Here is a 25105-nt window from a genome sequence, read left to right on the forward strand (position 1 = left end):
TATGAGCGGCAGCCGAATCCGGCAGGTTTTGCGTTGCCCGACCGTAGAACGAACTCGGAGTAACCGCGATGAAACGCACCTACCAGCCGTCCAACCTCGTGCGCGCCCGCCGTCACGGCTTCCGCGCGCGTATGGCGACCAAGGGTGGCCGCAAGGTCCTGAACGCCCGTCGGGCGAAGGGCCGCAAGGTCCTGTCGGCGTAAGGCCGATACCCGGAACCGCCATGATGCCGCCGGAGGCTCCCGTGACCGACCCGCTGGGCCGGGGTGCGGGCAGCGCACCGGCGGTTTCCGTTTGTCCGCCCGTGCGGATCGAGGTGCTGCGCAAGCGCCCTGATTTTCTGCGTGCGGCTGCGGCCCTGCGTCAGGCGGCCCCCGGGTTCCTGCTGCAGGCGCGTGCGCGTCAGCCCGGCGAGGCTGCCGCGCCCGAGGCCGTTCGCGTGGGCTATACCTGTTCGAAGAAGCTCGGCAATGCGGTGGCCCGCAACCGCGCGAAACGCCGCCTGCGCGAGATTGCGCGGCTGGTGCTGCCGGGGCTCGCCCGGCCCGGCTGGGACTATGTGCTGGTCGGGCGGCCCGAAGCGACGGCATCCCGCGATTTCACGGATCTGCAGGCCGATCTGCGCCGCGCGATGGCGCAGGTGCATGATGGCAAGCCGCGCCCGCCGCATGATGGCGCCCCGCGCGGGCGCCGCGGGCGCAAGGGATGAGCCCCCTCGCCCATGTCCTTGCGGTGCCGGTCCGCGCCTACCGCCTGCTGCTGAGCCCCTGGGTCGGGCATGGCTGCCGCTACCAGCCGACCTGCTCCGCCTATGCGCTGGAGGCGCTGGAACGCCACGGCGCCGTGAAGGGCGGCTGGCTCGCCGCCGGACGGGTGTGCCGCTGCCACCCCTGGGGCGGCCATGGCTACGATCCGGTGCCCGGCGCCGATCCCGAATTCGAGAGGCACCGCGATGCTTGACGACGAAGACGCCCCGATCCATCCGCTGTTCGCCGGCGCCCCCTCCTCGACCGAATTCAAGAAGCTGCGCAAGCGGATCGTGCGCGAGACCCGCGATGCGATCGAGAAATACGGCATGATCGAACGTGGGGCGCGCTGGCTGGTGTGCCTTTCAGGCGGCAAGGACAGCTACACGCTGCTGGCCATCCTGCACGAGCTGAAATGGCGCGGGCTGCTGCCGGTGGAGCTGCTGGCCTGCAACCTCGATCAGGGCCAGCCCGGCTTCCCCGCCACAGTCCTGCCGGAGTTCCTGGAGCGGATGGGCGTGCCGCACCGGATCGAATACCAGGACACCTATTCCATCGTGAAGGAGAAGGTGCCGGAGGGCCGCACCTATTGCGCGCTGTGCTCGCGCCTGCGCCGCGGCAACCTGTATCGAATCGCGCGGGAGGAAGGCTGTTCGGCGGTGGTCCTTGGCCATCACCGCGACGATATCCTCGAGACCTTCTTCATGAACCTGTTCCACGGCGGGCGGCTGGCCACGATGCCGCCGAAGCTGCTCAATGAGGATGGAGATCTCTTCGTCTATCGCCCGCTGGCCTTCGTGGCCGAGGCCGATTGCGAGCGTTTCGCCCGGGCGATGTCCTATCCGATCATTCCCTGCGATCTGTGCGGCAGCCAGGAAGGCCTGCAGCGGATGCAGGTGAAGCAGCTGCTCGATTCCTGGGAGACCCGCACCCCGGGGCGGCGCCAGGTGATGTTCCGCGCGCTGATGAATGCGCGCCCCTCGCATCTGTGCGACCCGGCGATTTTCGATTTCGCCGGGCTGATGCGGCAGGCAAACACAGAGCATTTTACTGAAAACGTGCCCAAAATTCGGGACACGGATTAACTCTCGACACAGTTTTGCCCCCTAGCCTCCCCTTGTCAGGCCGAAAGCCGGAAAGGGATTCGAATGGATTGGGGGCGCATCCGGGCATCGCATGCCACAGCCTTTGCGCAGGGGGCCAGCGCGATTCTGCTGCGCCGGGAGCTCATCCCGTTCCTGCCCGCCATCGCACTGGCCGGCCTCTGGTTCGGGCGCGAGTCGCTTCTGTTGCTGACGCTGACGGCGCTTGCCGTTGCCTGGCTGACCCGCCCCGCGGCGCTGGAGGACGCGGATGAGGATCCGGTCACCGGCCTGCCGCAGCGCGCGGAGGCGGAGGCCATTCTCGAGACCCTGCTGGATACCGCTGCGCGCACCGGGCTCGGGACGGCCTGTCTGGTTGTCGGGCTCGACGATGCCGATGCCGCGCGGGGACGGCTCGGCCGTGAGGATTATGAAACGCTCTTGCAGCGGGTCGCGGAGCGGCTGCGCACCACATTGCGCGAAGCCGACCGGATCGCCCGCCTTGACGGCGCGCGATTCGCCATCCTCCTGACGCCCACGCCGCGCCCTGATCTCGAAAACATGATCCAGCTCGCCGTGCGCCTGCAAACCGCCTGCGAATTGCCGGTGCCAATCGCGGGACGCGCGTATGACCCCACGGTACATATCGGCATCTGCCTGCGCGAGCGTCTCCCGACGGCACGGGCCACGGCGATGCTGCTGGCGGCCGAGACCGCCGCGGCCGAGGCAGAAGCCCAGGGCGCAGGCACGATCCGTGTCTTTTCCGACGGGATGCTGCCCGAGGTGCGGGCGCGCGAGGAACTGGCTGGCGAAATCGCCGCCGCGCTCGATCATGAACAGATCATCGCCTATTTCCAGCCGCAACTGAGCACCGACACCGGCGAGATCTCCGGCATGCTGGTCGTGCCGCGCTGGCTCCACCGCACGCGCGGCGTGCTTGGCGCCGAGGAGACCCAGACCGCGGCGGCTGCGCAGGGCCTGACGGACCGGTTGAACGAGGTGATGGTCAACCAAGCACTCGACGCCCTGCGCAACTGGCGCCGCAAGGGAATCGATCCCGGTCCGGTGTCGCTGGTGGTCACGCCGGAGGTGATGTCGGAGACGAAGATGGCCGACCGCCTCCGCTGGGAACTGGACCGCCTCGATATCGACCCTGCGAAAATCTGCCTCGTGCTGGAGCAAGATGTGCTGGCGCGGTTCGACGAAGCGGCCGTATCGCGCAATATTGCAGCATGCGCTGCGATGGGCTGCCCGATAGAGCTCGCGGGCTTCGGCGCCGGCCCGGTTTCGGTTCAGGTGATCCGCAAAGCGCTGATCCATCGGGTACGTTTGCCGAGATCGCTGATCGCGCGTGTGGACCGCGACGTCGATCAGCAGCGAATTGTGGCCGCGATCATCTCCATGGCGGAAGGTCTGGAGATCGAGACGCTCGCCGAGGGGGTTGCCACCCTCGGAGAGAATGCTCTGCTCGCCCAGCTCGGCTGCCGCCATCTGCAGGGTGACGTTATCTCTCCGCCGATGCCATTCGACGAAACCCCCGCCTGGATCGCGGCACATCAGGTCAAGCTCGACGCGACGCCGCGCATTCCAACGCGCCGCGGCGCATGAGCCGGGCTGCATCGTCGGCGGATTGCCGAGCCTCCGCCCCCGGCGGCCACGACTTCGGGGAAAACCGCTTGACCTTTGGCCGCCCCTTCTGTTGAACCGGGCGAGACCCGGACCGGCAGGCGGAAACCCCTATGGAAAGCCAGAACAAGAACCTCATCATCGCGACCGTGCTTTCGGTCCTCGTGCTGATCGGGTGGACCTATTTCTTCCCACCGGCGCCCACCGCGCCCGGCAAGGACGCCACGGCGTCTGAACAGAATGCGGGCCTGACCGCACCGCAGACGGCCCCGACGGCTGAGACGGTCGCCGGTGCGACGCTCGACGCAGCCAGCACCGAGACCGCGACAGAACAGGCCGTCGCCGCCGCGCCGCGCGTCAAGATCGACACGCCGGATCTGACCGGCTCGATCTCGCTTGTGGGCGGCCGGTTCGATGACCTTTCGCTAAAGAAGTACAAGGAAACGCTTGCCGAAGATTCTCCGCTCGTCCGGCTGCTCTCGCCGGTCGGGGGGGCAGCAGGCGCGGCGCATCCCTATTATGCCGTTTACGGCTGGTCGCCCGCGGGCGGGCTCGATCCGGCTCTCGTGCCTGGGCCGAAAACCGTCTGGACGGCCCCAGAAGGCGCCGAACTGACCCCGGCCACCCCCGTCACCCTCACCTGGGACAACGGCCAGGGCCTGACCTTCACCCGGACGATTGCGGTCGACGACAATTACCTGTTCACCGTGACGCAGGGCGTGCAGAACGCAACCGGCGCGCCGGTCCGCCTCGCGCCCTATGGCATTGTCGCCCGCCATGGCATCCCGGACAGCCAGCGCGTTTATGTGCTGCATGAGGGCGCCGTCCGGATGACCGACGGCAAGCTGCAGGAAATCAAATACAAGAACATCACCAAGCTCGATGCCGTGCAGGGCGAAGGCCAGGCAGATGTTCTGCAAGGCACCGAGAACGGCTGGATCGGCTTCACCGACAAATACTGGATGACGACGCTGGTCCCCTCGGATGGGGCCTTCACCTCGGTGGTGAAATATACGCCTTCCGCCAACATCTATCAGGCCGAAGTCCGCCTGCCGGTGATGGAGGTGGCGCCCGGCGCCAGTGCCAGCGCCGAGACCCGCCTCTTCGCCGGCGCGAAGGAATGGGAAATCATCAAGCACTATCAGGATGACACCGGCATCACCCGCTTCGTCGATTCGATCGACTGGGGCTGGTTCTTCTTCCTGACGAAGCCGATGTTCCGGCTGCTGCACTGGCTGCACGGCGCCATCGGCAACATGGGCTGGGCGATCGTCGCGCTGACCTTCATCATCAAGCTGATCGTGTTCCCGCTCGCGCGCAAATCCTACATCTCGATGGCGAAGATGAAGGAGCTGCAGCCCGAGATGGAGAAGCTGAAGGAATCCGCGGGCGGAGACCGGATGAAGATGCAGCAGGGCATGATGGAGCTCTACAAGACGAACAAGGTGAACCCGGCTGCGGGCTGCCTGCCGATCCTGCTGCAGATCCCGATCTTCTTCTCGCTCTACAAGGTGATCTACGTCACGATCGAGCTGTATCACGCGCCGTGGTTCGGCTGGATCCGCGACCTGTCCGCACCCGATCCGTCCTCGATCCTGAACCTGTTCGGCCTGCTGCCCTTCGCGACGCCCGAGCCGCACTCGATGTTCTTCATGTTCTCGCTCGGCGTGCTGCCGATCCTGCTGGGGATTTCGATGTGGTTCCAGCAGAAGCTGAACCCGGCCCCCACGGATCCGAGCCAGGCCATGATTTTCGCCTGGATGCCCTGGGTGTTCATGTTCATGCTGGGCAGCTTCGCCTCGGGGCTGGTGCTCTACTGGATCGCGAACAACACGATCACCTTCATCCAGCAGTACACGATCATGTCGATGCACGGGCACCGGCCGGATCTGTTCGGCAACATCCGTTCGGGCTTCAAGCGCAAGAAGCCCGAGCCCGCGCCGAAGAAGAAATGACAGCGGAGCTCGCCCATATCTTCCGGCATCCGATCAAATCGATCGGGTATGAGGAAATCCGGACCGCGTCCCTCTCGGAGGGGCGCGTTCTGCCTTTTGACCGGGTCTGGGCGGTTTCCACGGCACAGGCGAAGTTCGAAAGCCCGTTGCGGGACTGGGCCTCGAAGATGAATTTCGTGCGCGGCGTGGCGGCGATGGGGCTCGCGGCCGTCACCGCGCGAGTGCGGGAGGACGGCCGGATAGAGCTCACCCATCCCGATCTGGCTGCGCTTTGCATCGACCCCGACCTGCCGGCGGATCAGGCCGCGCTGATGCGCTGGATCGCGCCTCTCTGGGGGCCGGACCTGCCCGCCCCGCGCGCGGTGGAGCGCCCCGGCACTGCGCTGACGGATCAGCGCGAGCGGCGGCTCTCGATCCTGTCGATGGCATCGCTCGCGGATCTCGCGGAGCGCACCGGGATCCCGATGGCCCCTGCCCGCTTCCGCGGGAACCTTTGGGTCTCCGGCTGGGCGCCCTGGGCCGAACGCGACCTGACCGGGCGCCGCCTGCGTATTGGCGCCGCCGAAATCGAGATCGTCGAACCGATCGGGCGCTGCCGCGCCACCCATGCCAACCCCGAAACCGGGCGCGAGGATCTGGACATGCTGGCCGCATTGCGCGCCATCCATGGCGATCAGACCTTCGGCCAGTTCGGCATCGTGACCCGCGCCGGGGCCATTGCCCGCGGCGATGCGGTGGAGATCCTGTGATGCAGATGCAATTCACCCTGGCCCCCGAGCCCGACGACATCACCCGCGAGCGCGGCCGGCTGCTGTTTGCAGCCCCCGTGGAGTTCCTGAAAGGCGTCGTGGCCATGTCCGGCATGCCGCCGGGGGACCGGCTGGAGGTCTGCTTCGCCGGGCGCTCCAATGTGGGAAAATCGTCGCTCATCAATGCGCTGACCAACCGCAAGAACCTGGCGCGGGCCTCGAACACCCCGGGCCGGACTCAGGAGATCAACTTCTTCACCACGACGGACGGGCCCTATCTGGTGGACCTGCCGGGCTACGGCTTCGCCGAAGCGCCGGTACCGATCGTGAAGAAATGGCAGGAACTGCTGAAGGCCTATCTCTCGGGCCGGGTGAATCTGCGCCGCGCATTCGTGCTGATCGACGCGCGCCACGGGGTGAAGAAGGTCGATGAGGAGATCCTGACGCTGCTGGACCGCTCCGCCGTGACCTTTCAGGTCGTGCTGACCAAGGTCGACAAGATCAGCAATGCCGACCGGGAGAAGGTGATCGAGCAGGTCAAGGGGGCGCTGGCCAAACACCCCGCCGCGCATCCGGAGATCGTCGTCACCTCCTCAGAGAAGGGCGAAGGCGTCGAGATCCTGCGCAGCATCATCTGCACACTGGTCTAGACTGCTGGGGTCTAGACGTGCTGGCCGCCGTTGACCTCGATTTCCGTGCCGGTGACATAGCTCGACGCGTCATTACACAGGAACCAGATCACGTCGGCCACTTCCGACGGCTGGCCCAGGCGGCGTAGCGGCAGCATCTCGGCGATTTTCTCGGTGCCGGGCGACAGGATCGAGGTATCGATCTCGCCCGGCGCAATCGCATTGACCCGCACCCCCAGCGGCCCGAAATCCAGCGCCATTTCCCGCGTCAGCGCCTTCAGCGCCGCCTTCGAAGTGGAATAGGCGGCGCCCGCAAAGGGGTGCACGCGCGACCCGGCGATGGAGGTGACGTTCACCACCGCCCCCTGCGCCGCCGACAATTCGTCCTGCAGCCCGCGCGCGAGCACGATCGGCGCGAAGAAGTTGACGTGGAACACCTGCCCCCAGGTGCGCAGATCGGTCTCGATCGAATTCAGCCGCGCCCCGCCCGGCCCCTTCGGCGAGATCCCGGCATTATTCACCAGCGCATGCAGCTTGCCGTTCAGCCGGCCACGGATATCCTCGATCGCCTCCATGGTCTGGTTCGGATCGGCGAGGTCCAGCACGATATGGTCCTCGGCGCCGCCCCAGGGGCATTTCTCGGAAAACGGCTGGCGCGAGCAGGTCAGGATCCGCCAGCCCTCGCGCGCGAATCGCTTCACGGTGGCATGCCCGATGCCCCGGCTCGCCCCCGTCAGCAGCAATACCTTGCGATCGTCCATGCACGCCTCCTGTTTGCCCGCCAACCTAATCTCCTGCGCGGCGATGGCAATGGCCTTGGCCCTTGGCAGGGCCGATGTTTGGCCGTAACACTTGGCCCGGTTTCCCCGGGGGCAGAGGATGAGAAAACAGACGATGGACCGCGACTGGACCGCCACCGCCCGGACCCTGTCCGAGGCGCTTCCCTATCTGCAGCGCTACACCGATGCCGTGGTGGTCGTGAAATTCGGCGGCAATGCGATGGGCGATGACGAGGCCATGGCCGAGTTCGCCCGCGATATCGTGCTGATGAAACAGGTCGGCATGAACCCGGTCGTGGTCCATGGCGGCGGCCCGATGATCAATGAAATGCTGGGCAAGCTGGGCATCCAGTCCGAATTCGTGCGCGGCAAGCGGGTCACCGACAAGGCCACGGTCGAGGTCGTGGAGATGATCCTCTCGGGCCTGGTGAACAAGCGCATCGTGCAGGCGATCAACGACCAAGGCGGGCGCGCCGTGGGGATCTCCGGCAAGGACGACGACCTGATGGTCTGCGAGGCCGACAACCCGGAGCTGGGTTTCGTCGGAAAGCCGGTCGAGATGAACGTGCAGGTGATCCGCGACCTCTACTCCGCGGGCATCATCCCGGTGATCGCGCCGGTGGCGACCGGCGTGAAGGATAACGAGACCTTCAACGTCAACGGCGATACCGCCGCGGGCGCCATCGCGGGGGCTTTGCAGGCCGATCGCCTGCTGCTGCTGACCGATGTGGCCGGGGTGAAGAACAAGGCCGGCGATGTCATCACTCAGATGACGCCCGAAGAAGTGAACGGGATGATCGAAGATGGCACCATTTCCGGCGGCATGATCCCGAAGGTGGAGACCGCGCTGCAGGCGGTGAAGGAAGGCGTGCGCGCGGTGGTGATTCTGGATGGCCGGGTGCCGAATGCGGTGCTCCTTGAGCTGTTCACCGAACATGGCGCAGGCTCGATGATCCGCTCGACCACGCCGCGGGTGAAGCCGCGCCGCCGGTGATCCCGGGGGCCGGTGCGCATCAGCTGTTCGTATCGGGCGTGCTGCACGAGGCGGAAGAGACCATCGTGCTGCTCTCGCCGGCCGAGCCCGGGTTCTGGGCGCATGTGCGTGCCCAGCCCGAATTCGCCGATGGCGCGCCGGATCCGCTCGACCGCTGGTCGGCGCGGGTGATCGGCGCGCTGGCTGCGGCAGCGGGCGGGCGCGCGGCTTTTCCCTTCGGCGGGCCGCCCCATGCGCCTTTCTATGCCTGGGCTTTGCATTCGGGGCAGTTTATCGCCGCCCCGATGCGGCTCCTCGTTCATCCGGAGATGGGGCTCTGGGCGTCGCTGCGCGGGGCCGTCGTGCTGCCCGGGCGGCGGGATCTGCCCCTGCCCGCAAAGTCTCCCTGCACCGGCTGCGCCGCGCCCTGCCTGCACGCCTGCCCTGCCGGAACCATGTCCGCGCAGGGCTATGATGTCCCGGCCTGCCACGCCGCTCTCGGGGGCACGGATTGCCTCTCGCAGGGATGTGCTGCGCGACGGGCTTGCCCGATCAGCCGCGGCTATGGCAGGCTGCCACAACAATCGGCTTGGCATATGAGGCACTTTCACACATGACACCAGCAGGATACCGTCGCCTGATCCTCACGCGCCATGCAAAATCGAGCTGGGACGACTCGGACATGGCCGACATCGACCGCCCCCTGAATGCCCGTGGCCAGGCGGCGGCGCGCGAGCTCGGGGATTTTCTGGCCTCGCGCGGGCTGGAGCCCGAAGAGGTGCTCTGCTCCACCGCGCTGCGCACGCGCGAGACCTGGGACGGCGTGCAGGCCGCGGTGCTGGAGACCCTGCCCGAGATCCGCTATATCGACGAGCTGTACCATGCCACGCCGGAGATGATGATCTCCGTGCTGAAGACGGCTGCTCAGCCCACGGTGATGATGATCGGGCACAATCCCGGCATCGCCACGCTGGCGGCCATGCTGCCCTCCCGGCCGATCTTCGATCCGGATTTCCGCAAATACCCGACCTGCGCCACCCTGATCGTGGATTTCCAGATTGACAGCTGGGCACAGGTCCGGCCCGGGTTCGGCTCCATGCTGGACTTCTTCACCCCCTCGAACCGGAGCAAATAGGAAAGGGGGCCGAAGCCCCCTTCTCAATGCCCGAGAATCTGGCTGAGGAACTGCTTCGTGCGCTCGCTCTGCGGGTTGTGGAAGAAGTCGTGCGGGTTGTTCTGCTCGATGATCTGACCCTCGGCCATGAAGATCACCCGGTTCGCCACCGCCTGCGCAAAGCCCATTTCATGGGTCACGCAGAGCATTGTCATCCCCTCCTCGGCGAGCTGGATCATCGTGTCCAGCACCTCCTTGATCATCTCCGGATCGAGCGCCGATGTGGGTTCGTCGAACAGCATGATCCGCGGCCGCATGCACAGCGAGCGCGCGATCGCCACCCGCTGCTGCTGCCCGCCCGAAAGCTGGCCCGGGTATTTATGCGCCTGATCGGGGATTTTCACCTTCTCTAGGAAATACATCGCCGTTTCCTCGGCTTCCTTCTTCGGCACTTTGCGCACCCAGATCGGCGCGAGGGTACAGTTCTCCAGAATGGTCAGATGCGGGAACAGGTTGAAGTGCTGGAACACCATGCCCACCTCGGAGCGGACCTTGTCGATGTTCTTCAGATCCGAGGTCAGCTCGGTGCCATCGACGATGATCTGGCCCGACTGGTGCTCTTCGAGGCGGTTTATGCAGCGGATCATCGTGGATTTCCCCGACCCCGAGGGCCCGGCGATGACGATCCGCTCGCCGCGCATGACCGTGAGGTCGATATCGCGCAGCACGTGGAACTGGCCGTACCACTTGTTCATCTGGATCAGCTGGACGGCGATCTCGTCGGAGACCTGCATTTTCTGGGCTTGCGACATGAGAGGCTCCTTAGCGATGGTCACGCTTCAGCTTGCGCTCGAGATACATCGAATAACGCGACATGCTGAAGTTGAAGAGGAAGAACAGGGCACCGACGAAGACGAAGGGCTCCCAGTAGATCCCCTTCCAGGCGAAATCGGCGCGAATCGTATCGGGGATCGACTTCAGCGGATCGAACAGGCCGACGAAGGTGACCAGCGTCGTATCCTTGAACATGCCGATGAAGGTCGAGACGATGCCCGGGATGGAGATTTTCAGCGCCTGCGGCAGGATGATCAGCCGCTGCGCCTTCCAGTAATCCAGGCCGAGGGCGTCGGCCGCCTCGTACTGGCCGCGCGGCAGCGCCGCAAGGCCGCCGCGGATCACCTCGGCGATATAGGCCGCGGAGAACAGCGTGACGAGAATCATCACCCGCAGGATGATGTCGAAATTCGTCCCCGGCGGCAGGAAGTAGTTCAGCAGCAGCGAGGCCACGAACAGCAGGGTGATCAGCGGCACGCCCCGGATGAATTCGATGAAGCCCACCGAGAAGGCCTTGATCAGCATCATGTCCGATTGCCGGCCGAGCGCCAGGATGATGCCCAGCGGCAGCGACATGGCGATGCCGCCCGCGCCGATGACGATGGCGAGCAGGAAGCCGCCGAACTGCCGCGAGGGCACCGGCTCGAGCGCGAGCGGCACGATGCCCGAGAGCAGATCGTCGATCGGCCCGCTGAGAAACAGCCAGAACAGGATCGGGACCAGCACCGCGGCGATCCCGCCGAGGATGGCGCTGCGCGCCGCCAGCAGGCGGAACGCCAGCGCGCCGAGGCCGAAGCCCACGGCAATCATCGCCACCGGCCAGATCGAGCCGCCCCAGAGCAGCCAGATCGCCAGCAGAGGATAGCTGAGCGTGAGCCACAGCAGCTTGCGCGGCAGTTCGGAGAACAGCACCGGCGCGATCGCCGCGAACAGCAGCACGAAGACCAGCACCGGCCGCCAGTAGAGCGCGGGCGGATAGAAGCCGAACATGAACTGCGTCCAGCGCGCCCGGATCACGGCCCAGCAGGCGCCGCTGGCGCCCTCGCCCCAGCGTTCGGCGACGATCTGCCGGCATTGCGCGAGCGAGTCCGCGTTCCAGACCCCATGCAGGAACCAGGGCGCGAAATGGCTGACGAGCACATAGATCAGCACCGCGCCGATCAGCGTGAGGATGGTGTTGGTCCAGCCGGAGAACAGGTTCTCGCGCAGCCATTTCACCACGCCGGAATCGCGGGCGGGCGGCGGCTCCGCCTGGAGCATGGTCTTGCGCACGAAGGGGGCGTTGGGGGAGGTTTTCCCGATCATCTCAACGCTCCTTCAGCCGGACGGATTTGTTGTACAGGTTCATCGCGCCGGAAATGGCCAGCGAAATCGCGAGATAGATCAACATCATCAGCAAGATGCATTCCAGCTCGCGGCCGGTCTGGTTCAGCGTGATGCCGCCCAGCGTGCCGCGCAGGTCCATGTAGCCTACGGCGATGGCCAGCGAGGAGTTCTTGGTCAGGTTCAGGAACTGCGAGATCAGCGGCGGCACGATCACGCGCAGCGCCTGCGGCAGGATCACGAGGCTCATCGTGCGCGCCGGCCGCAGGCCGAGTGCGAAGGCCGCCTCCGACTGCCCGCGCGAGACTGCCATGATGCCCGCGCGCACGATTTCGGCGATAAAGGCCCCGGTATAGAGCGACAGCCCCGCCCAGAGCGCCACGAAGGAGTTCGACACATTGGTGCCGCCGACGAAGTTGAAGCCCTTCAGCTCTGGCTCATGCATGCTGAAGCCAAGCGCGCCCAGCAGGAGCGCCACCGGCAACAGCACGATCAGGATGCTGCCCCACCAGGTTTTCGGCCGCTTGCCGGTCTTTTCCTGCACCGCATCCGCCCAGTGGGTGAAGCGCCGCTTCGCCCAGATCGAGAGGCCCAGGACCACCAGAACCGCCAGCCAGTCCAGCGAGATCGGCGCAAGCGGCGTATCGAGCACCCCGAGCGAGCGGGCGAAATCCCCGCTCGGGATCGCGGTGTAGCGATTCGTAAAGGCGACCGAATCGAACAGGATCATGGAGGCATTGGCGGTGCCCGTGGCCGGGTTGATCTTGTAGGCATTCGGCGCGGGTGCGGCTTCGGTCAGCATCGCGATCGCCACCAGGATCCACAGCAGCAGCGGGATGTTGCGGAAGGTTTCCACATAGATCGTCATCAGCCGCGACACGAGCCAGTTCGGCGACAGCCGCAGCACGCCGACGACGATGCCGATCGCCGTCGCGGTGATGCAGCCGAGCACGGAAATCCAGAGCGTGTTCAGCAGCCCGACCAGCATCGCCCGGCCATGCGTGCTGTCGTTCGAATAGGGGATCAGATACTGCGCAATGTCATAGCCCGCGCGGTTGCTCAGGAAGCCGAAATTGAAATCCTTGCCGAGGACATTCAGGTTCCGGATCGTGTTGTCCACGAGCCAGGCCGCGCCGGCCATGACCAGAAACAACACGACCACCTGGATGGTCAGCGATCGGTAGCGGGTGTCGTATATGAGCTGACTCAGCCGGAACCCGTGTTCCGGCGCATCGGGTGCGCTGGTCATGTATGCTTCCCCTGTTCCTGTCCGGCGTCCGGGCTTGTGCCCGCATTATGAAGGACTTGGCCGGATCAGGTCGTGTTGCTGTTGCGCAAGCGGGGCGCATCCTTCCGGACGCGCCCCGCGATCGTTCTCAGCGGAACGGCGGCGTGTAGAGCAGACCGCCCTGGGTCCACTGCGCGTTCAGGCCACGCGCGAGGCCGATCGGAGTGGATTCCCCGATGGTCGCGGCGAAGATCTCGCCATAGTTGCCGCCAGCCTTGATCGCCTTGACGGCCCAGTCGTTCTCCAGGCCCATCATTTTGCCCAGCTCGCCTTCGACGCCGAGCAGACGGTTGATTTCCGGGTTCTCGGTGCCCTTGGCCATTTCGTCCACATTGGCCGCGGTCACGCCATATTCCTCGGCGGCGACCAGCGCGTTGAAGGTCCAGCGGACGACATCGCCCCAGTTGCTGTCGCCATGGCGCACGGCCGGCCCGAGCGGCTCCTTGGAGATGATTTCCGGCAGGATGATGTGGTTCTGCGGATCGGCGAAGGCGGCGCGGGTTGCGGCCAGGCCGGAGGCATCCGTGGTATAGGCGTCGCAGGCGCCGGCGATATACTGCTGCTCGCCTTCGGCGTTGGAGTCGATCGCGATCGGCTGGTAGGTCATGCCGTTCGCCTTGAAATAGTCGGCGAGGTTCAGCTCGGTGGTGGTGCCGGTCTGGATACAGACCGAGGCGCCGTCAAGCTGCTTGGCCGAGGTGATGCCCGAATCCTTGTGCACCATGAAGCCCTGGCCGTCGTAGTAGTTGATCGCCGGAAAATCCATCTTCAGGTCGGTATCGCGCGAGAAGGTCCAGGTGGTATTGCGCACGAGGACATCGACTTCGCCCGAGGCCAGCGCGGTGAAGCGGGTCTGGCCGGTGGTGGGGACGTATTTCACCTTGGCCGGATCGCCGAGCACGGCGGCCGCCACGGCCTTGCACAGTGCCACGTCGAAGCCCGACCAGTTGCCGTTCGCATCCGGGGCCGCGAAGCCCACCAGGCCGGTGTTCACGCCGCAGTTCAGCACACCGCGGGATTTGACGTCGCCGAGCGTATCCGCCGAGGCCAGGCCAGCGCCCAGGCCCGCCGCGACCAGCGCGCCGAAGAATACCGTTTTCTTCATTTCTACCTCTTCCTGAGTTTCCGCACTGCGGCGGTCCGTGGTGCCCCGTATGGGGTCTGGCTATTGTTGGGCATGAGGTCCCAATGCCGTCAGTGTGGGCAATTCCTTACCGAGAGGTCAAGAGCGCCGCGCCAATATTTCGGCGCCACATGCCTGCAGGACGGGCATTTGCCCATACAACGCGCAGCTTCAGGATGAGAGCCAGGGCCTATTGCGCGTGGCGCAGCGCCCAGAACCGGGCGGCATCCAGCAGCGCTGCGCGCCGCAGCGCGGCGTGCTCGGCCGCTTCCTCGTCCAGGCCCCACTGCTCGGCCTGCCAGTCTTCGTCGACGCGCGACAGGGTCCAGGCCTCCTCGACCGGGATCCGGCCATGAGCGACAGCGAGCCCCAGCACCAGCGAGCCGGTGAGCCCCACGAGATCATGCAATGCCGACAGCTGCCATTCATCGAGTGCCGCGACCTCCGCCTGAAGCGCAGCCAGCGCCGCCTCGGATTGTGCCACCGGCACTACGCCGCGGGTCACCGCGAGTGGCGCCCGCAGCGCCTGTGCGGCCCAGTCGAGCAGCGGATCCCAGAGCGCTTCCTGGCGCGCAACCAGCGCATCGGGCGCATCGGCGCGGTAGCACAGCAGGTCCGTGCCACCATAGGCCGCAACCAGCTCCGCCACTTCGGCGCGCTGCGGGCGGACCTTGTCGATCGCCGAATTGGCGGTGCGTGTGGTGGGCATGGTGGCCGGGTTCACCAGCTCCGCCTGCGCCTCCCATTCCGCGGCCAGCGCCTCGGCCAGCGCCCGCGTCGGCACGACCAGCGCCGCCTTCGCGGGCGTTTTTACCGCGCGCCCGTCGAGGGCAATGCCATAGCCGCCTTCGGCCTCCACCACGGATGCGGCCTTCCAGAACCGCTTCGGCGCCCAGCCGCTCATGCCAGTATCTCCTGCACCGCACGCTCCAGCGCGGCGAAATCCTCGACGATGACCCGCGCCCCGGCCGAGCGCAGATCGGCCACCGGATGATAGCCCCAGGCGACACCGATGGTCGCTACCCCGGCGGCGCGGCCCATCTCGATGTCGTAGGTGGTGTCGCCGATCATCACCGCCGCGCCCGGCTCCACGCCAGCCTCGCGCAGCGCGGCGCCGATCATCGCCGGATGCGGCTTCGACGGATGGTCATCCGCCACCTGCCGGGTGCAGAAATAGCCGCCGATGCCGTGATGCGCGCAAAGCGCATCGAGGCCGCGGCGCGATTTCCCCGTGGCGATCCCGAGCAGCATATCCGCCCGCCCCGCCAGCCGGTCCAGCGTTTCCACGGCGCCCGGATAGAGCGGCGCCGGCTGCGCCAAGCGTTGCAGATTGTAGCTCGCCTTGTAGGCCTCGACGACGCCCGCCCGTTGCGCGGCCGTGGCCTCCGGGGCCAGCTGCGCCATCGCTTCGGGCAGCGACAGCCCGACGATCGACAGGATCCGCCCGCGCTCCGGCACCGGCAGCCCAACCTCGGTGAACCCATAGGTCACCGAAGCAATGATATGGGCCTGACTGTCCGACAGCGTGCCATCCACGTCGAAGATCGCGAGCTTCATTCCAGCTCCTCGAACGGATCGGCTGGCACGTCGTTCTCATGCCAGCCGAGCGTCCTCCACGTCCGCTTCATATGCTCGGGCAAGGGCGCGGTGACGGTGATGCGCTTCTTCGTGATCGGGTGGTCGAAGGCGATCTGGCGCGCATGGAGGTGCAGCTTGCGGCTGATCTCGCCGCCCAGCTGCGCGCCCCAGCCATCGCCGAGGTTCTCCTGCCCGGAGCCGCCATATTTGCCATCGCCGATGATCGGATGGCCCAGCTCCGCCATATGCGCCCGCAGCTGGTGCGTGCGCCCGGTGATCGGCACCAGAGCCACCCAGCTCGCGCGCGAGCCGAGCGCATCGAGCACCGCATAATCCGTGGTGGCGCGCTTCGCGTCGGGGTATTCGCTGATTTTCGCGGGGTGGATACAGATCATCTTCTCGCCCTCGCCGCCCCGGCCGTGGCCCGGCGCCTTCATCAGGCCATAGCGCACCGTGCCCATCCGCGGGCTCGGCACGCCCGCCACCGCCGCCCAGTAGATCTTGCGCGTGGTCTTCAACCGGAACGCCTCCGAAAGCGCCCGCGCGATCCGGTCGGTGCGCGCGATCAGCAGCACGCCCGAGGTATCCTTGTCCAGCCGGTGCACCATTTTCGGCCGGTCCTTGTAGCCGAAGCGCAGCGCATCGAGCAGCCCGTCCACATGCCGGTCGCCCTGCCCCGAACCGCCCTGCGAGGGCAGGCCCGGCGGCTTGTTCAGCGCGATGATATGCTCGTCCTTCCACAGCACGCAGGCCTGGATCATATCGGCATCGATATCAGAGATCACCCGGCCCTCGCGGCGCTCCTCGGCGCGGCGCGGCGCGGCATCGGGCAGTGGCGGCACCCGCACCTCCTGCCCCGGCGCCACCCGCGCATTGGCCTTCACCCGGCCGCCATCCACGCGCAGCTCGCCCTTGCGGCACATCTTCTCGACCATGATCTGGCTCAGCTGCGGAAACCGCTTCTTGAGCCAGCGGTCGAGCCGCTGCTCGCCCTCGGCCTCGGTCACCTTGATCAGTTGCACACCGCTCATGCCAGCACCCACCGCATCCCATATACCCCCGCGACCAGTGCCATCAGCGACACCGCCACGGAGAGCCCCACATAAAGCCCCGCGAGGCCGATGTCACCGCGTTCGAGTAGCCGCCAGGCCTCCAGCGAGAAGGACGAAAACGTGGTGAAGCCGCCGAGGACACCCGTCGCCAGGAAGGCGTTCCACTGCGTGAGCCCCCTCTGCCCGAGGAAGGTCACCAGCATCCCCATCGCCAGAGAGCCCGCGATATTGACGAACAGCACCCCAAGCGGCAGCGGCTGCGGCCCGAACAGGCGCATCACCCCCACCCCGGCCAGATAGCGCAGCACGGCGCCGGCGGCGCCGCCGATCGCGATCTGGGCTGCGGTGAACATCATGGATCTCTCCTTTTCACGGCCAGTGCCCCAGGCGCGGAGGGAATGTCAACCGTTGCGCTTCTCGCGCAGCTTGGCAAACCATTCCACCCGCTTCTTCAACTCGCGCTCGAAGCCGCGCTCCACGGGCGCATAGAGCACCGGCCGGCGCAGGCCCTCCGGGAAATAGTTCTGCCCGGAAAAGCCATCCTCCGCGTCATGGTCATAGGCATAGCCCGCGCCATAGCCCTGCTCCTCCATCAGGCGGGTCGGGGCATTGAGGATATGCTTCGGCGGCGGCTCGGAGCCGGTCTTTTTGGCCAGCGCCCGCGCCGCCTTGTAGGCGGCATAGCCCGCATTGGATTTCGGCGCGAGCGCGAGATAGACGACCGCCTGCGCCAGCGCGAGCTCGCCCTCGGGCGAGCCCAGCCGCTCATAGGTTTCCCAGGCATGGAGCGCGTGTGTCTGCGCCTGCGGATCGGCGAGGCCGATATCTTCCACCGCCATCCGGATCAGACGCCGCGCCAGATAGCGCGGATCCTCGCCCCCCTCCAGCATCCGCGCGAACCAATAAAGCGCCGCATCCGGATCCGAGCCCCGCACCGATTTGTGCAGCGCGGAAATGAGGTTGTAATGCTCATCCCCGGATTTGTCGTATTTTGCCGCGCGCCGGGCCAGCCGTTGCCCGAGCGCCTGGGTATCGAGCGGCTGCGCAAGCTTCCAGGCCATCACCTGCTCGATCAGGTTCAGAAGCGCCCGGCCATCCCCATCGGCCATCTCCAGTAGCGCCTCACGCGCGGGCCCCTTCAGCGGCAGGGCACGGCCGAGAGTCTGTTCGGCGCGCTGCGCGAGGCGCTCGAGGTCTCCAAGGCTCAGGCGCTCCAGCACCACCACCTGTGCGCGCGAGAGCACGGCGGCATTGAGCTCGAACGAGGGGTTTTCCGTGGTGGCCCCCACAAGCAGGATCGTGCCGTCCTCCATATGGGGCAGGAAGCTGTCTTGCTGGGCCTTGTTGAAGCGGTGGATCTCATCGACGAACAGCAAGGTGCCGCGGCCCTGCTCGCGGCGCAGCCGGGCGGCATCGAACACCTTTCGCAGCTCCGGCACGCCGGTAAAGATCGCCGAGATCTGCACGAAATGGCGATCTGTGGCATGGGCGAGTAGCCGCGCGATCGTGGTCTTGCCAACCCCGGGCGGCCCCCAGAGGATGACCGAGGAGAGCGACCCGGCCGCCAGCATCGCGCCGAGCGGCCCTTCCGGCCCCAGCACCTGCTCCTGCCCGATCACCTCGGACAGGGATTGCGGGCGGATCCGGTCCGCAAGCGGGCGCGGCGCCTCCGGCACAGAGTTCTCGGATTTAGGCGTATCGAACAGATCGGGCATGGCATCCTCTTTCGCCCAATGAATGCTCTCCGGCCGGAAAAGGGAAGATCTCTCGGCTCGGGCATGAGGCATGGGCCGCATTGCGGGGGATGGCGCCGGGCGGCAGCCGGATCAGATGGAGCCACCCTGGCCCGAAGCAGCGCGCCGGGCCGGAAGGATCCCCCCGAAAAGGTGCAGCGCGCGCGATCAGCTTTCGCGGAACGCGCGGGCGAAGTAATCCGTCACCGGTTTCATGAGATAGCTCATCGCCGAACGGCTTCCAGTCGCGAGCATCACCTCGACCGGCATCCCCGGCAGCACCTGCACCGCGCCGAGCTTCGCGGTCTCCTGCGGATCGAGCGCAATCTCGGCGCGGAAGTAGCTCTGTCGGCTTGCCTCATCCTCAAAGGCATCGGCAGACACCACCATCACCGCGCCCGTGAGCTCCGGGGTCATCCGGCTGGAAAACGCAGTAAAGCGCAGCTTGGCCAGCTGCCCGGGGTGGACATTGTCGATATCGTTCGGGGACACGCGCGCCATCACCACCAGAGGCCGGTCCAGCGGCACGACATAGCCCAGCGTTTCGGCCGGGCGCACCACCGCAGACGGGCCGGCAACGCTCAGGCCATAGAGCGTACCGCCAACAGGGGCACGCACTTCCAGCCGCGCGATCTGCTCGGAAAGCGACGCGCGTTTTTCGGCCAGCTGCAAGGCCTGCACGCCGAGGTCGCGCAGCTCCGTCGTGGCATCCTCGCGCCGCTTCGCGTCGAGATTGAGGATTTCGAGGCGGGTTTCCACGATACGGCCCCGGGCTTCGGCCATCTGCGCAATCAGCGCGCCCCGGTCCCCGCCGAGCCGCGCGGCCTCCCGGTCCAGTGCCATGACCGTCGAGGCTTGTGCCAGGCCGCGTTCGAGCAGGCTGCGCTTATCGGCCACCTCACGCGCGATCAGGGCCTCCTGCCGCTCCAGCGAGGCGATCTGCGCGGCATAGCCCGACAGCTGGCTCTCGATCTGCGCGATCCGCTCGTTCATCTGTTCGCGCTGGCCCGAGAGCGTCTGCGCCCGCGCCGCGAACAGGGAGACATGGCCCCGCATCAGCTCGGCGACCGATGCATCCATGGCGGCGCGATCCCGCAGCTCCGGGCGAAATTCCAGATCCTGGCGGCCATCGCGCTCCGCTTCCAGGCGCCCGCTCCGGGCCAGAACCTCGAAATATTGCGCATCCGTCATCGCCCGCTCCGACAGCAGAGCCGTACCGTCGATCTGCAGGATCGGCTGCCCGGCCGCCACCACATCGCCTTCCTTCACGAACAGTTTTTCGACCATCCCGCCGTCGAGATACTGCAGGATCTGGCGCTGGTTCTGCACTTCGACCCGGCCAGAGGCGACCACCGCCCCCGCAATGGAGGAAAACGCAGCCCAGCCTCCCAGCCCCAGCACGAGCACGGCCAGCATGGCAAAGCCGGCAATCACCGGCCTGGTCACCGAACCGGTCATGACAGGCCTCCGGCGCGGCTCGCCGGGGTGACGTTGCTCGCCATGCGCACCCTTTCGCGCAGGATTTCGTCGCGCGCGCCGAAAGCGGCCTGGCGTCCACGTTCCAGCATCAGCAACAGATCGCATTCCTGAAGCGCCGCCGGGCGGTGCGCCATGATCAGCGCCACACCTCCCATCGCCTTCACATCGCGGATTGCCGCGTTGATCGCCATGGATCCTTCATTGTCGAGGTTCGAATTCGGCTCGTCCAGCACGAGCAGGACCGGATCGCCATAGAGCGCGCGCGCAAGCCCGATCCGCTGCAGCTGGCCGCCCGAGAGGCGCCCGCCCTCCGCGGTAATCCGGGTATTGTAGCCATCGGGGAAGCCGAGGATCATCTCATGCGCCCCGGCGCGCTGCGCGGCGCGCAGAACGGCCTGCGAATCGTAATCGGGCGACAAGCGGGCTATATTCTCCGCGAGCGTCCCGTCGAACAGGCTGACCCGTTGCGGCAGATAGCCGACCAAAGCGCCCAATGTCTCCTCGCCATATTGTTCGATGGATACGCCGCCGAGCCGGATCGCACCGCCAGCGGGAGGCCAGATCCCGGTGAGCGCCCGCGCAAGCGAGGATTTTCCGGCGGCAGATGCCCCGATCACCCCCACGGCATTTCCGGGCTCCACTGCGAAGCTCACCCTGTGCAGCACCGGCAGCCTGTCTCCCGGAGGCACGAGAACCAGTTCCTCCACCTGCAGCCGCGCCGCAGGGCGGGTGAGCGGCATCGGCGCACGGTTTCGGGCCTCTCCGGCAAGGAGATGCCCGAGCCGCGCCCAGGACAGGCGCGCCGCCTGCATCAGGCTCCACTGCCCCACCAGCGTCTCGACCGGGGCGAGAGCGCGGCCCAGCAGCACCGACGAGGCGATCATCACCCCGGAAGAGACTTCGTGGCGCAGCACCAGCCAGGCGCCCAATGCGAGCATGGCCGACTGGAGGAACTGCCGGAAAATCTTCGTGGCCGAACCGAAGACGGTGCCCAGATCTCCGGCAGCGGCGGTGCGCTGCAGCATATCGCCACGCGCCCCCTCCCAGCGATCATGCGCTGCCCGGCGCATGCCAAGCGCGCCCAAGGGCCCCGCCTCGGCACGGAACTGTGCGGCCAGACGGTCGGTCGCGATCCCGGCGCGCGCGGCTTCGCTGCGCTTGCGCCCGGTCGTCACCTGGTTCGCTAGGGCCAGGGCCAGCAGGATCACCCCCCGGCAACGGCAAGCCCCCCCATCGCCGGATGAAAGAAGAAGATCCCGGCCAGGAACAGCGGCGTCCATGGCAGGTCCACCAGCGCCAGCACCACGGAGGAGCCGAGGAACTACCGCAAGGCATCCACGTCCCGTTCGCCCGACATCGCCGCCGGGTCATCCGGGACCAGCGCCTGCCGGCGCAGCGCGGCGTCGAAGACCCGCCTGTCGAGCGCCGCCTGGAACCGTATCCCCGCGCGCGCGAGGATCTGGCTTCGCACCACATCCAGCACCGCCATGGAGCCGTAGAGAAAGCTCACCAGCACGAAAAGCGCCAGCAGGGTGGCTTCGGACCCACTGCCCAGGACGCGGTCGTAGACCTGCATCATGAACAGTGGGCCGGTAATCATGAGCAGGTTCACGAAAGCCGAAAACAGCACGACCAGGAGCAACAGCACCCGCTGCCGCCCGAGCACCTGCCGCAATTCCGCCCGTCCGTGCGCATCCGAAAATGGTCGTGCCATGCTCACTCCCCGCCCGCGCCGCCGCCGGGGCCAAATGGCGCCGCCCCCCGCGCCGAAGGGCGGCGGGGACGGACGCAGGATCGGCCCACAGGACAGCTCGGATTGTCTCAAACCTTCGGGGCGCACCCCGTCGCGGCGAGATTGGCACCACAGCCGTGAAGGCGCGGTAAATGGTCAAAATTGCTTAAACTATGAATGACTTCCGGATAACGAAACAGGGCCGCCCCGCAGAGCGGCCCTGCGTATTGCCCGGATGCAAAGGCCTCAGGCGAGGCCCATCTCGGCCATCATCGCCTCGATTTTCGGCACGTCGGAGGGGTTGTTCAGCTCCCAGAACTGGCGGCCGCGCGCCTCGACCTCCACGCACAGAACCGGGCGGTGATTTTCCAGAAACCGCAGCTGCTCCAGCCCCTCGAGCCCTTCCAGCGGCCCCGCCACCCAGCCCGGATAGGCCGACAGCGTCTCCGGCCGGTAGGCATAGACGCCGACGTGATGGAACACCGGGGTCGGCTCTTCGGCGCCATAGCCCTTGCCGGTATAGGGCACGACTTCCTTGGAAAAATACAGCGCCCGGTTGCCCGCGCCAAAGACCGCCGTGGTGCCGCCGACGCGGCCCTGGGCACGGTCCTCGCGCAGGCTGTCGAGCATCGCGCCCTCGCAGCGCAGCACCGGCGTCGCCAGCTCTGCCCAGGGGTTGGCGCGCAGCCCCGCCACCAGTTCCTCCACGAACCAGGCAGGCGTCAGCGGCGCATCGCCTTGCAGGTTCACCACGATGTCGTAGCCCCCGCCCAGGACCGCCAGCGCCTCGGCGCAACGCTCGGTCCCGTTGGCGCAATCGGGCGAAGTCATCACCACCTCAGCGCCGAAGCCCTCTGCCTCGGCCTTGATCCGCGCGTCGTCTGTGGCCACCACGACCCGGTCCACGCCCTGCACGGCGCAGGCAGCGTCCCAGCTGCGCCGGATCAGGGTCCGCGCCTCACCGGTGGCACCGGTGAGCGCTACGAGCGGCTTCGCCGGATAGCGGGTGGAGGCATAGCGGGCGGGAATTACGATCAGGACAGACATCATTTCACCAGAAGAACGCCCGGAGCATGGGCGATGAAGAAGGGGTTCTCGAAACCGGGTTTGCCATAGACGAAGAGGGCGTGATCCTCCAGCCGGACCATCTGTCCGCCCGCGCCGCGCAGCACCGCATCGCCCGCCGCCGTATCCCATTCCATGGTGCGCCCGAGGCGCGGATAGAGATCCGCCTCCCCCGCCGCCACCAGGCAGAATTTGAGCGAGGAGCCTGCGGAGGTCAGGTCCCGCACCGCATAGCGGGCAATGTAATCGTCCGTCGCCTGATCGCGGTGCGATTTGGAGGCAACGACCATCAGCCCGCGGTTGTCCGGCATCGAGACCGAGAGCGGCTTCCGGGCGCCGGGGCGCTCCTTGTCGAAGGGGCCCTCCTCCTCCACCGACCGGCCATCGGCCAGCGTGTAGAACAGCCGCCCCTTCGCCGGCGCATAGACCACGCCGCGGACCGGCACACCATCCTCGACATAAGCGATGTTCACGGTGAAATCGCCCCGGCGCTGCACGAATTCCTTGGTCCCGTCCAGCGGATCCACGATCAGGAAGGTGCTGACGTGCTGGGCGTGGCTGGCGGACTGCTCCTCGGTGACGAGCGGAACCGGCGGGAAAGCCTCGGCCAGCCCCTCGGAGATCAGGGCATCGGCGGCCTCGTCGGCCTCCGTCACCGGGGAGGCATCGGATTTCGCGCGCACCGCGAAATCGGGCGCTGCGTAGATCTCCATGATCCGGTCCCCGGCCTCGAGCGCCAGGCGGCGCATCACGGTTACCAGGCGGTCGTAGTCCATGTCGCTCTCCTCCGCAGGGCGGCCGGTTGTCTGCGACCGGCGGTGAACTTATGATCCGGCGTCAAGGGAACGGCAACCCATCTGTGCGACGATGGCCAGGCCCGGTTACGGAGACGGCATGTTCAGACGGGAACAGAGCAGCACGGCCACAGGCTCCGCCCTCGCGGTGATGGAACTGGTCTATCATGCCACGGTGCGCAACATCCGCCGCTCGCAGGGCAATGCGGTGCTCGGGCTTTTGCGCAACATTTTCCAGACGGTACTGCTGATTCTGACGTTCTATTTCCTGATGACGATTCTGGGCATGCGGCATGCCGCGATCCGCGGCGATTTCGTGCTCTATATCATGACCGGGATCTTCCTGTTCATGACCCATACGCGGGCGATGGGCGCCGTCTTCGGCTCCGAAAGCCCGACCTCTGCGATCATGAAACACGCACCGATGACCACGGCGGTTTCCATCGCCTCCGCGGCTCTGGGCGCACTTTACCTGCAGCTGCTTTCGGCCACGGTCATCCTCTATGTGTATCATGCAGCCTTCGTGCCGATCACGATCGACAACTGGGTGGGCACGCTCGGCATGCTGCTTCTGTCCTGGTTCACCGGCGTGGCGTTCGGCGTCCTGTTCCTGGCGATGAAGCCCTGGGCGCCGGGGACCGTGGCCATGATCCAGCAGGTCTATGCCCGGACCAACATGATCACCTCGGGCAAGATGTTCCTTGCCAACACCCTGCCGCACAAGACGCTGGTCCTGTTCGACTGGAACCCGCTGTTTCACACCATAGACCAGTCGCGTGGCTACGCTTTCATCAACTACAACCCGCATTTCTCGAACTGGCACTATCCGCTCTGGTTCGGCGTGGCCGTGCTGATGCTGGGGCTGATGGGCGAATTCTACACCCGCCAGCGCGCCTCGATCAGCTGGAGCGCGCGGCGTTAGGCCTTGCGGATCGTATCGCCGAGCTGCAGCACCGGGGTGAGCTCGATCACCTCGCCGCCGATCAGGCCGGAATGCGGGCGGCCGGCGATGATCTCGGCGGCCTTGCGCCCGATCTCGCGGCGGCACGAATCCATCGTCGCGAGGCGCCGCGGCAGGCCTTCCAGAAGATCGACGCCGTTGAACCCGGCAAGGCCCAGCCGCCCCGGCACGTCATAGCCGTTCTCCAGACACCACAGCAGGCCACCGGCCCCGATCATGTCGTTGGAGTAATAGAGGAAGTCCAGATCGGGGTTGCGCGTCAGGATCGCCTCGGTCATCTCGCGGCCCTTCATGAGCGCGGAGCCGCCCTGATAGAATTCCGTATCCGCGAGCGCGAGGCCTGCTTCCGCAAGGCCTTCGGTGAACCCCTCCAGCCGCTTGCGCGCCCGGTGATCGTCCGGCATCTTCGTGCCGAGGAAGCCGATCCGGCGGTACCCCGCCTTCACGATCGCCTCCGCCATCGCCCGCCCCGCCCGCCGGTGCGAGATGC

Annotated in this window: 26 protein-coding genes and 1 pseudogene; 12 read left to right on the forward strand and 15 right to left on the reverse strand. The window is 66.6% G+C overall.

The window, feature by feature from the left end:
- Positions 1-68 precede the first annotated feature (68 nt).
- The 8 genes from rpmH (at position 69) to yihA (ending at position 6808) form a co-directional block, all read left to right on the forward strand.
- The gene (rpmH, locus tag ACOMG5_RS08120) at positions 69-203 is read left to right on the forward strand and encodes a 50S ribosomal protein L34 (protein ID WP_343081895.1); all 135 of its coding nucleotides are present in this window, start codon (positions 69-71) and stop codon (positions 201-203) included.
- 20 nt (positions 204-223) lie between these two features.
- A complete protein-coding gene (rnpA, locus tag ACOMG5_RS08125; RefSeq protein WP_420343296.1) occupies positions 224-709 on the forward strand; it encodes a ribonuclease P protein component in 486 nt (161 codons plus the stop codon).
- Positions 706-960: a membrane protein insertion efficiency factor YidD gene (gene yidD / locus ACOMG5_RS08130; protein ID WP_420343297.1), complete on the forward strand. Its 255-nt coding sequence runs from the start codon at positions 706-708 to the stop codon at positions 958-960. Before rnpA ends, yidD begins: the two co-directional genes overlap by 4 nt.
- Positions 953-1831 (forward strand): tRNA 2-thiocytidine(32) synthetase TtcA, encoded by an 879-nt coding sequence (ttcA, locus tag ACOMG5_RS08135; RefSeq protein ID WP_420343298.1) that lies wholly within the window; start codon positions 953-955, stop codon positions 1829-1831. The genes yidD and ttcA overlap by 8 nt, the downstream gene beginning before the upstream one ends.
- Before the next feature lie 63 nt (positions 1832-1894).
- Positions 1895-3436 carry an EAL domain-containing protein gene (locus tag ACOMG5_RS08140; RefSeq protein ID WP_420343299.1) on the forward strand — a complete coding sequence of 514 codons (1542 nt, stop codon included), beginning with the start codon at positions 1895-1897 and terminating at the stop codon, positions 3434-3436.
- 131 nt (positions 3437-3567) lie between these two features.
- On the forward strand, positions 3568-5409 hold the full coding sequence (yidC, locus tag ACOMG5_RS08145; protein ID WP_420343300.1) for a membrane protein insertase YidC: 1842 nt from the start codon (positions 3568-3570) through the stop codon (positions 5407-5409).
- Positions 5406-6158 (forward strand): MOSC domain-containing protein, encoded by a 753-nt coding sequence (locus ACOMG5_RS08150; RefSeq protein WP_420343301.1) that lies wholly within the window; start codon positions 5406-5408, stop codon positions 6156-6158. Before yidC ends, ACOMG5_RS08150 begins: the two co-directional genes overlap by 4 nt.
- Entirely contained in the window at positions 6158-6808 is a 651-nt protein-coding gene (gene yihA / locus ACOMG5_RS08155) for a ribosome biogenesis GTP-binding protein YihA/YsxC (RefSeq protein ID WP_420343302.1), read from the forward strand. Before ACOMG5_RS08150 ends, yihA begins: the two co-directional genes overlap by 1 nt.
- A gap of 11 nt (positions 6809-6819) precedes the next feature.
- Here yihA and ACOMG5_RS08160 read toward each other — a convergent pair whose 3' ends face one another.
- Positions 6820-7548, reverse strand: coding sequence for an SDR family NAD(P)-dependent oxidoreductase (locus ACOMG5_RS08160; RefSeq protein WP_420343303.1), 729 nt, complete (start codon positions 7546-7548; stop codon positions 6820-6822).
- Positions 7549-7681: 133 nt separating this feature from the next.
- Here ACOMG5_RS08160 and argB point away from each other — a divergent pair, with 133 nt between their 5' ends.
- The 3 genes from argB to ACOMG5_RS08175 are packed head-to-tail and all read left to right on the forward strand — an operon-like array spanning position 7682 to position 9674.
- The gene (gene argB, locus ACOMG5_RS08165) at positions 7682-8560 is read left to right on the forward strand and encodes an acetylglutamate kinase (protein ID WP_420343360.1); all 879 of its coding nucleotides are present in this window, start codon (positions 7682-7684) and stop codon (positions 8558-8560) included.
- A complete protein-coding gene (locus ACOMG5_RS08170) occupies positions 8557-9156 on the forward strand; it encodes a ferredoxin (protein WP_420343304.1) in 600 nt (199 codons plus the stop codon). The genes argB and ACOMG5_RS08170 overlap by 4 nt, the downstream gene beginning before the upstream one ends.
- Complete coding sequence (locus ACOMG5_RS08175; protein ID WP_420343305.1) at positions 9153-9674, forward strand: SixA phosphatase family protein; 522 nt, start codon at positions 9153-9155, stop codon at positions 9672-9674. Before ACOMG5_RS08170 ends, ACOMG5_RS08175 begins: the two co-directional genes overlap by 4 nt.
- Before the next feature lie 23 nt (positions 9675-9697).
- Here ACOMG5_RS08175 and ACOMG5_RS08180 read toward each other — a convergent pair whose 3' ends face one another.
- From ACOMG5_RS08180 to cysQ, 13 genes and pseudogenes are all read right to left on the reverse strand, one after another.
- The gene (locus ACOMG5_RS08180) at positions 9698-10447 is read right to left on the reverse strand and encodes an amino acid ABC transporter ATP-binding protein (RefSeq protein ID WP_420343361.1); all 750 of its coding nucleotides are present in this window, start codon (positions 10445-10447) and stop codon (positions 9698-9700) included.
- A gap of 28 nt (positions 10448-10475) precedes the next feature.
- Positions 10476-11792: an amino acid ABC transporter permease gene (locus ACOMG5_RS08185; RefSeq protein WP_420343306.1), complete on the reverse strand. Its 1317-nt coding sequence runs from the start codon at positions 11790-11792 to the stop codon at positions 10476-10478.
- Between the two features lies 1 nt (position 11793).
- Positions 11794-13059, reverse strand: coding sequence for an amino acid ABC transporter permease (locus tag ACOMG5_RS08190; protein ID WP_420343307.1), 1266 nt, complete (start codon positions 13057-13059; stop codon positions 11794-11796).
- 127 nt (positions 13060-13186) lie between these two features.
- On the reverse strand, positions 13187-14203 hold the full coding sequence (locus tag ACOMG5_RS08195; RefSeq protein WP_420343308.1) for an amino acid ABC transporter substrate-binding protein: 1017 nt from the start codon (positions 14201-14203) through the stop codon (positions 13187-13189).
- 208 nt (positions 14204-14411) lie between these two features.
- Complete coding sequence (locus ACOMG5_RS08200; RefSeq protein ID WP_420343309.1) at positions 14412-15125, reverse strand: ATP12 family chaperone protein; 714 nt, start codon at positions 15123-15125, stop codon at positions 14412-14414.
- On the reverse strand, positions 15122-15778 hold the full coding sequence (locus ACOMG5_RS08205; protein WP_420343310.1) for an HAD-IA family hydrolase: 657 nt from the start codon (positions 15776-15778) through the stop codon (positions 15122-15124). Before ACOMG5_RS08205 ends, ACOMG5_RS08200 begins: the two co-directional genes overlap by 4 nt.
- A complete protein-coding gene (locus ACOMG5_RS08210) occupies positions 15775-16830 on the reverse strand; it encodes an RluA family pseudouridine synthase (protein ID WP_420343311.1) in 1056 nt (351 codons plus the stop codon). Before ACOMG5_RS08210 ends, ACOMG5_RS08205 begins: the two co-directional genes overlap by 4 nt.
- Entirely contained in the window at positions 16827-17207 is a 381-nt protein-coding gene (gene crcB / locus ACOMG5_RS08215) for a fluoride efflux transporter CrcB (RefSeq protein WP_420343312.1), read from the reverse strand. Before crcB ends, ACOMG5_RS08210 begins: the two co-directional genes overlap by 4 nt.
- A gap of 45 nt (positions 17208-17252) precedes the next feature.
- Positions 17253-18566, reverse strand: a complete 1314-nt coding sequence (locus tag ACOMG5_RS08220) for a replication-associated recombination protein A (protein ID WP_420343313.1) — start codon at positions 18564-18566, stop codon at positions 17253-17255.
- 186 nt (positions 18567-18752) lie between these two features.
- On the reverse strand, positions 18753-20042 hold the full coding sequence (locus ACOMG5_RS08225) for an HlyD family type I secretion periplasmic adaptor subunit (RefSeq protein WP_420343314.1): 1290 nt from the start codon (positions 20040-20042) through the stop codon (positions 18753-18755).
- Positions 20039-21777: pseudogene (locus tag ACOMG5_RS08230) on the reverse strand (type I secretion system permease/ATPase). Before ACOMG5_RS08230 ends, ACOMG5_RS08225 begins: the two are co-directional and overlap by 4 nt.
- A gap of 264 nt (positions 21778-22041) precedes the next feature.
- A complete protein-coding gene (locus tag ACOMG5_RS08235) occupies positions 22042-22842 on the reverse strand; it encodes a 3-deoxy-manno-octulosonate cytidylyltransferase (RefSeq protein ID WP_420343315.1) in 801 nt (266 codons plus the stop codon).
- Complete coding sequence (cysQ, locus tag ACOMG5_RS08240) at positions 22842-23636, reverse strand: 3'(2'),5'-bisphosphate nucleotidase CysQ (RefSeq protein WP_420343316.1); 795 nt, start codon at positions 23634-23636, stop codon at positions 22842-22844. Before cysQ ends, ACOMG5_RS08235 begins: the two co-directional genes overlap by 1 nt.
- Before the next feature lie 118 nt (positions 23637-23754).
- Between cysQ and ACOMG5_RS08245 the strand changes: the two genes are divergently transcribed.
- Positions 23755-24576, forward strand: a complete 822-nt coding sequence (locus ACOMG5_RS08245) for an ABC transporter permease (protein WP_420343317.1) — start codon at positions 23755-23757, stop codon at positions 24574-24576.
- Here ACOMG5_RS08245 and ACOMG5_RS08250 read toward each other — a convergent pair.
- A partial coding sequence (locus ACOMG5_RS08250) for a substrate-binding domain-containing protein (protein WP_420343318.1) occupies positions 24573-25105 on the reverse strand: 533 nt, incomplete at its 5' end. The genes ACOMG5_RS08245 and ACOMG5_RS08250 overlap by 4 nt on opposite strands.

Source organism: Paenirhodobacter sp., assembly GCF_041916475.1.
Taxonomy (GTDB): Bacteria; Pseudomonadota; Alphaproteobacteria; order Rhodobacterales; family Rhodobacteraceae; genus Rhodobacter.

Coding starts and splice junctions, on each gene's coding strand:
- cysQ (WP_420343316.1), bottom strand. CDS start 23,636: ATGGACTACGACCGCCTGGTAACCGTGATGCGCCGCCTGGCGCTCGAG.
- ACOMG5_RS08245 (WP_420343317.1), top strand. CDS start 23,755: ATGTTCAGACGGGAACAGAGCAGCACGGCCACAGGCTCCGCCCTCGCG.
- ACOMG5_RS08195 (WP_420343308.1), bottom strand. CDS start 14,203: ATGAAGAAAACGGTATTCTTCGGCGCGCTGGTCGCGGCGGGCCTGGGC.
- ACOMG5_RS08225 (WP_420343314.1), bottom strand. CDS start 20,042: ATGACCGGTTCGGTGACCAGGCCGGTGATTGCCGGCTTTGCCATGCTG.
- ACOMG5_RS08235 (WP_420343315.1), bottom strand. CDS start 22,842: ATGTCTGTCCTGATCGTAATTCCCGCCCGCTATGCCTCCACCCGCTAT.
- ACOMG5_RS08200 (WP_420343309.1), bottom strand. CDS start 15,125: ATGAGCGGCTGGGCGCCGAAGCGGTTCTGGAAGGCCGCATCCGTGGTG.
- ACOMG5_RS08205 (WP_420343310.1), bottom strand. CDS start 15,778: ATGAAGCTCGCGATCTTCGACGTGGATGGCACGCTGTCGGACAGTCAG.
- argB (WP_420343360.1), top strand. CDS start 7,682: ATGGACCGCGACTGGACCGCCACCGCCCGGACCCTGTCCGAGGCGCTT.
- yihA (WP_420343302.1), top strand. CDS start 6,158: ATGCAGATGCAATTCACCCTGGCCCCCGAGCCCGACGACATCACCCGC.
- ACOMG5_RS08190 (WP_420343307.1), bottom strand. CDS start 13,059: ATGACCAGCGCACCCGATGCGCCGGAACACGGGTTCCGGCTGAGTCAG.
- ACOMG5_RS08210 (WP_420343311.1), bottom strand. CDS start 16,830: ATGAGCGGTGTGCAACTGATCAAGGTGACCGAGGCCGAGGGCGAGCAG.
- ACOMG5_RS08180 (WP_420343361.1), bottom strand. CDS start 10,447: ATGCAGGTCTCCGACGAGATCGCCGTCCAGCTGATCCAGATGAACAAG.
- rpmH (WP_343081895.1), top strand. CDS start 69: ATGAAACGCACCTACCAGCCGTCCAACCTCGTGCGCGCCCGCCGTCAC.
- rnpA (WP_420343296.1), top strand. CDS start 224: ATGATGCCGCCGGAGGCTCCCGTGACCGACCCGCTGGGCCGGGGTGCG.
- yidC (WP_420343300.1), top strand. CDS start 3,568: ATGGAAAGCCAGAACAAGAACCTCATCATCGCGACCGTGCTTTCGGTC.
- yidD (WP_420343297.1), top strand. CDS start 706: ATGAGCCCCCTCGCCCATGTCCTTGCGGTGCCGGTCCGCGCCTACCGC.
- ACOMG5_RS08160 (WP_420343303.1), bottom strand. CDS start 7,548: ATGGACGATCGCAAGGTATTGCTGCTGACGGGGGCGAGCCGGGGCATC.
- ACOMG5_RS08140 (WP_420343299.1), top strand. CDS start 1,895: ATGGATTGGGGGCGCATCCGGGCATCGCATGCCACAGCCTTTGCGCAG.
- ACOMG5_RS08185 (WP_420343306.1), bottom strand. CDS start 11,792: ATGATCGGGAAAACCTCCCCCAACGCCCCCTTCGTGCGCAAGACCATG.
- ACOMG5_RS08175 (WP_420343305.1), top strand. CDS start 9,153: ATGACACCAGCAGGATACCGTCGCCTGATCCTCACGCGCCATGCAAAA.
- ACOMG5_RS08150 (WP_420343301.1), top strand. CDS start 5,406: ATGACAGCGGAGCTCGCCCATATCTTCCGGCATCCGATCAAATCGATC.
- ACOMG5_RS08220 (WP_420343313.1), bottom strand. CDS start 18,566: ATGCCCGATCTGTTCGATACGCCTAAATCCGAGAACTCTGTGCCGGAG.
- ttcA (WP_420343298.1), top strand. CDS start 953: ATGCTTGACGACGAAGACGCCCCGATCCATCCGCTGTTCGCCGGCGCC.
- crcB (WP_420343312.1), bottom strand. CDS start 17,207: ATGATGTTCACCGCAGCCCAGATCGCGATCGGCGGCGCCGCCGGCGCC.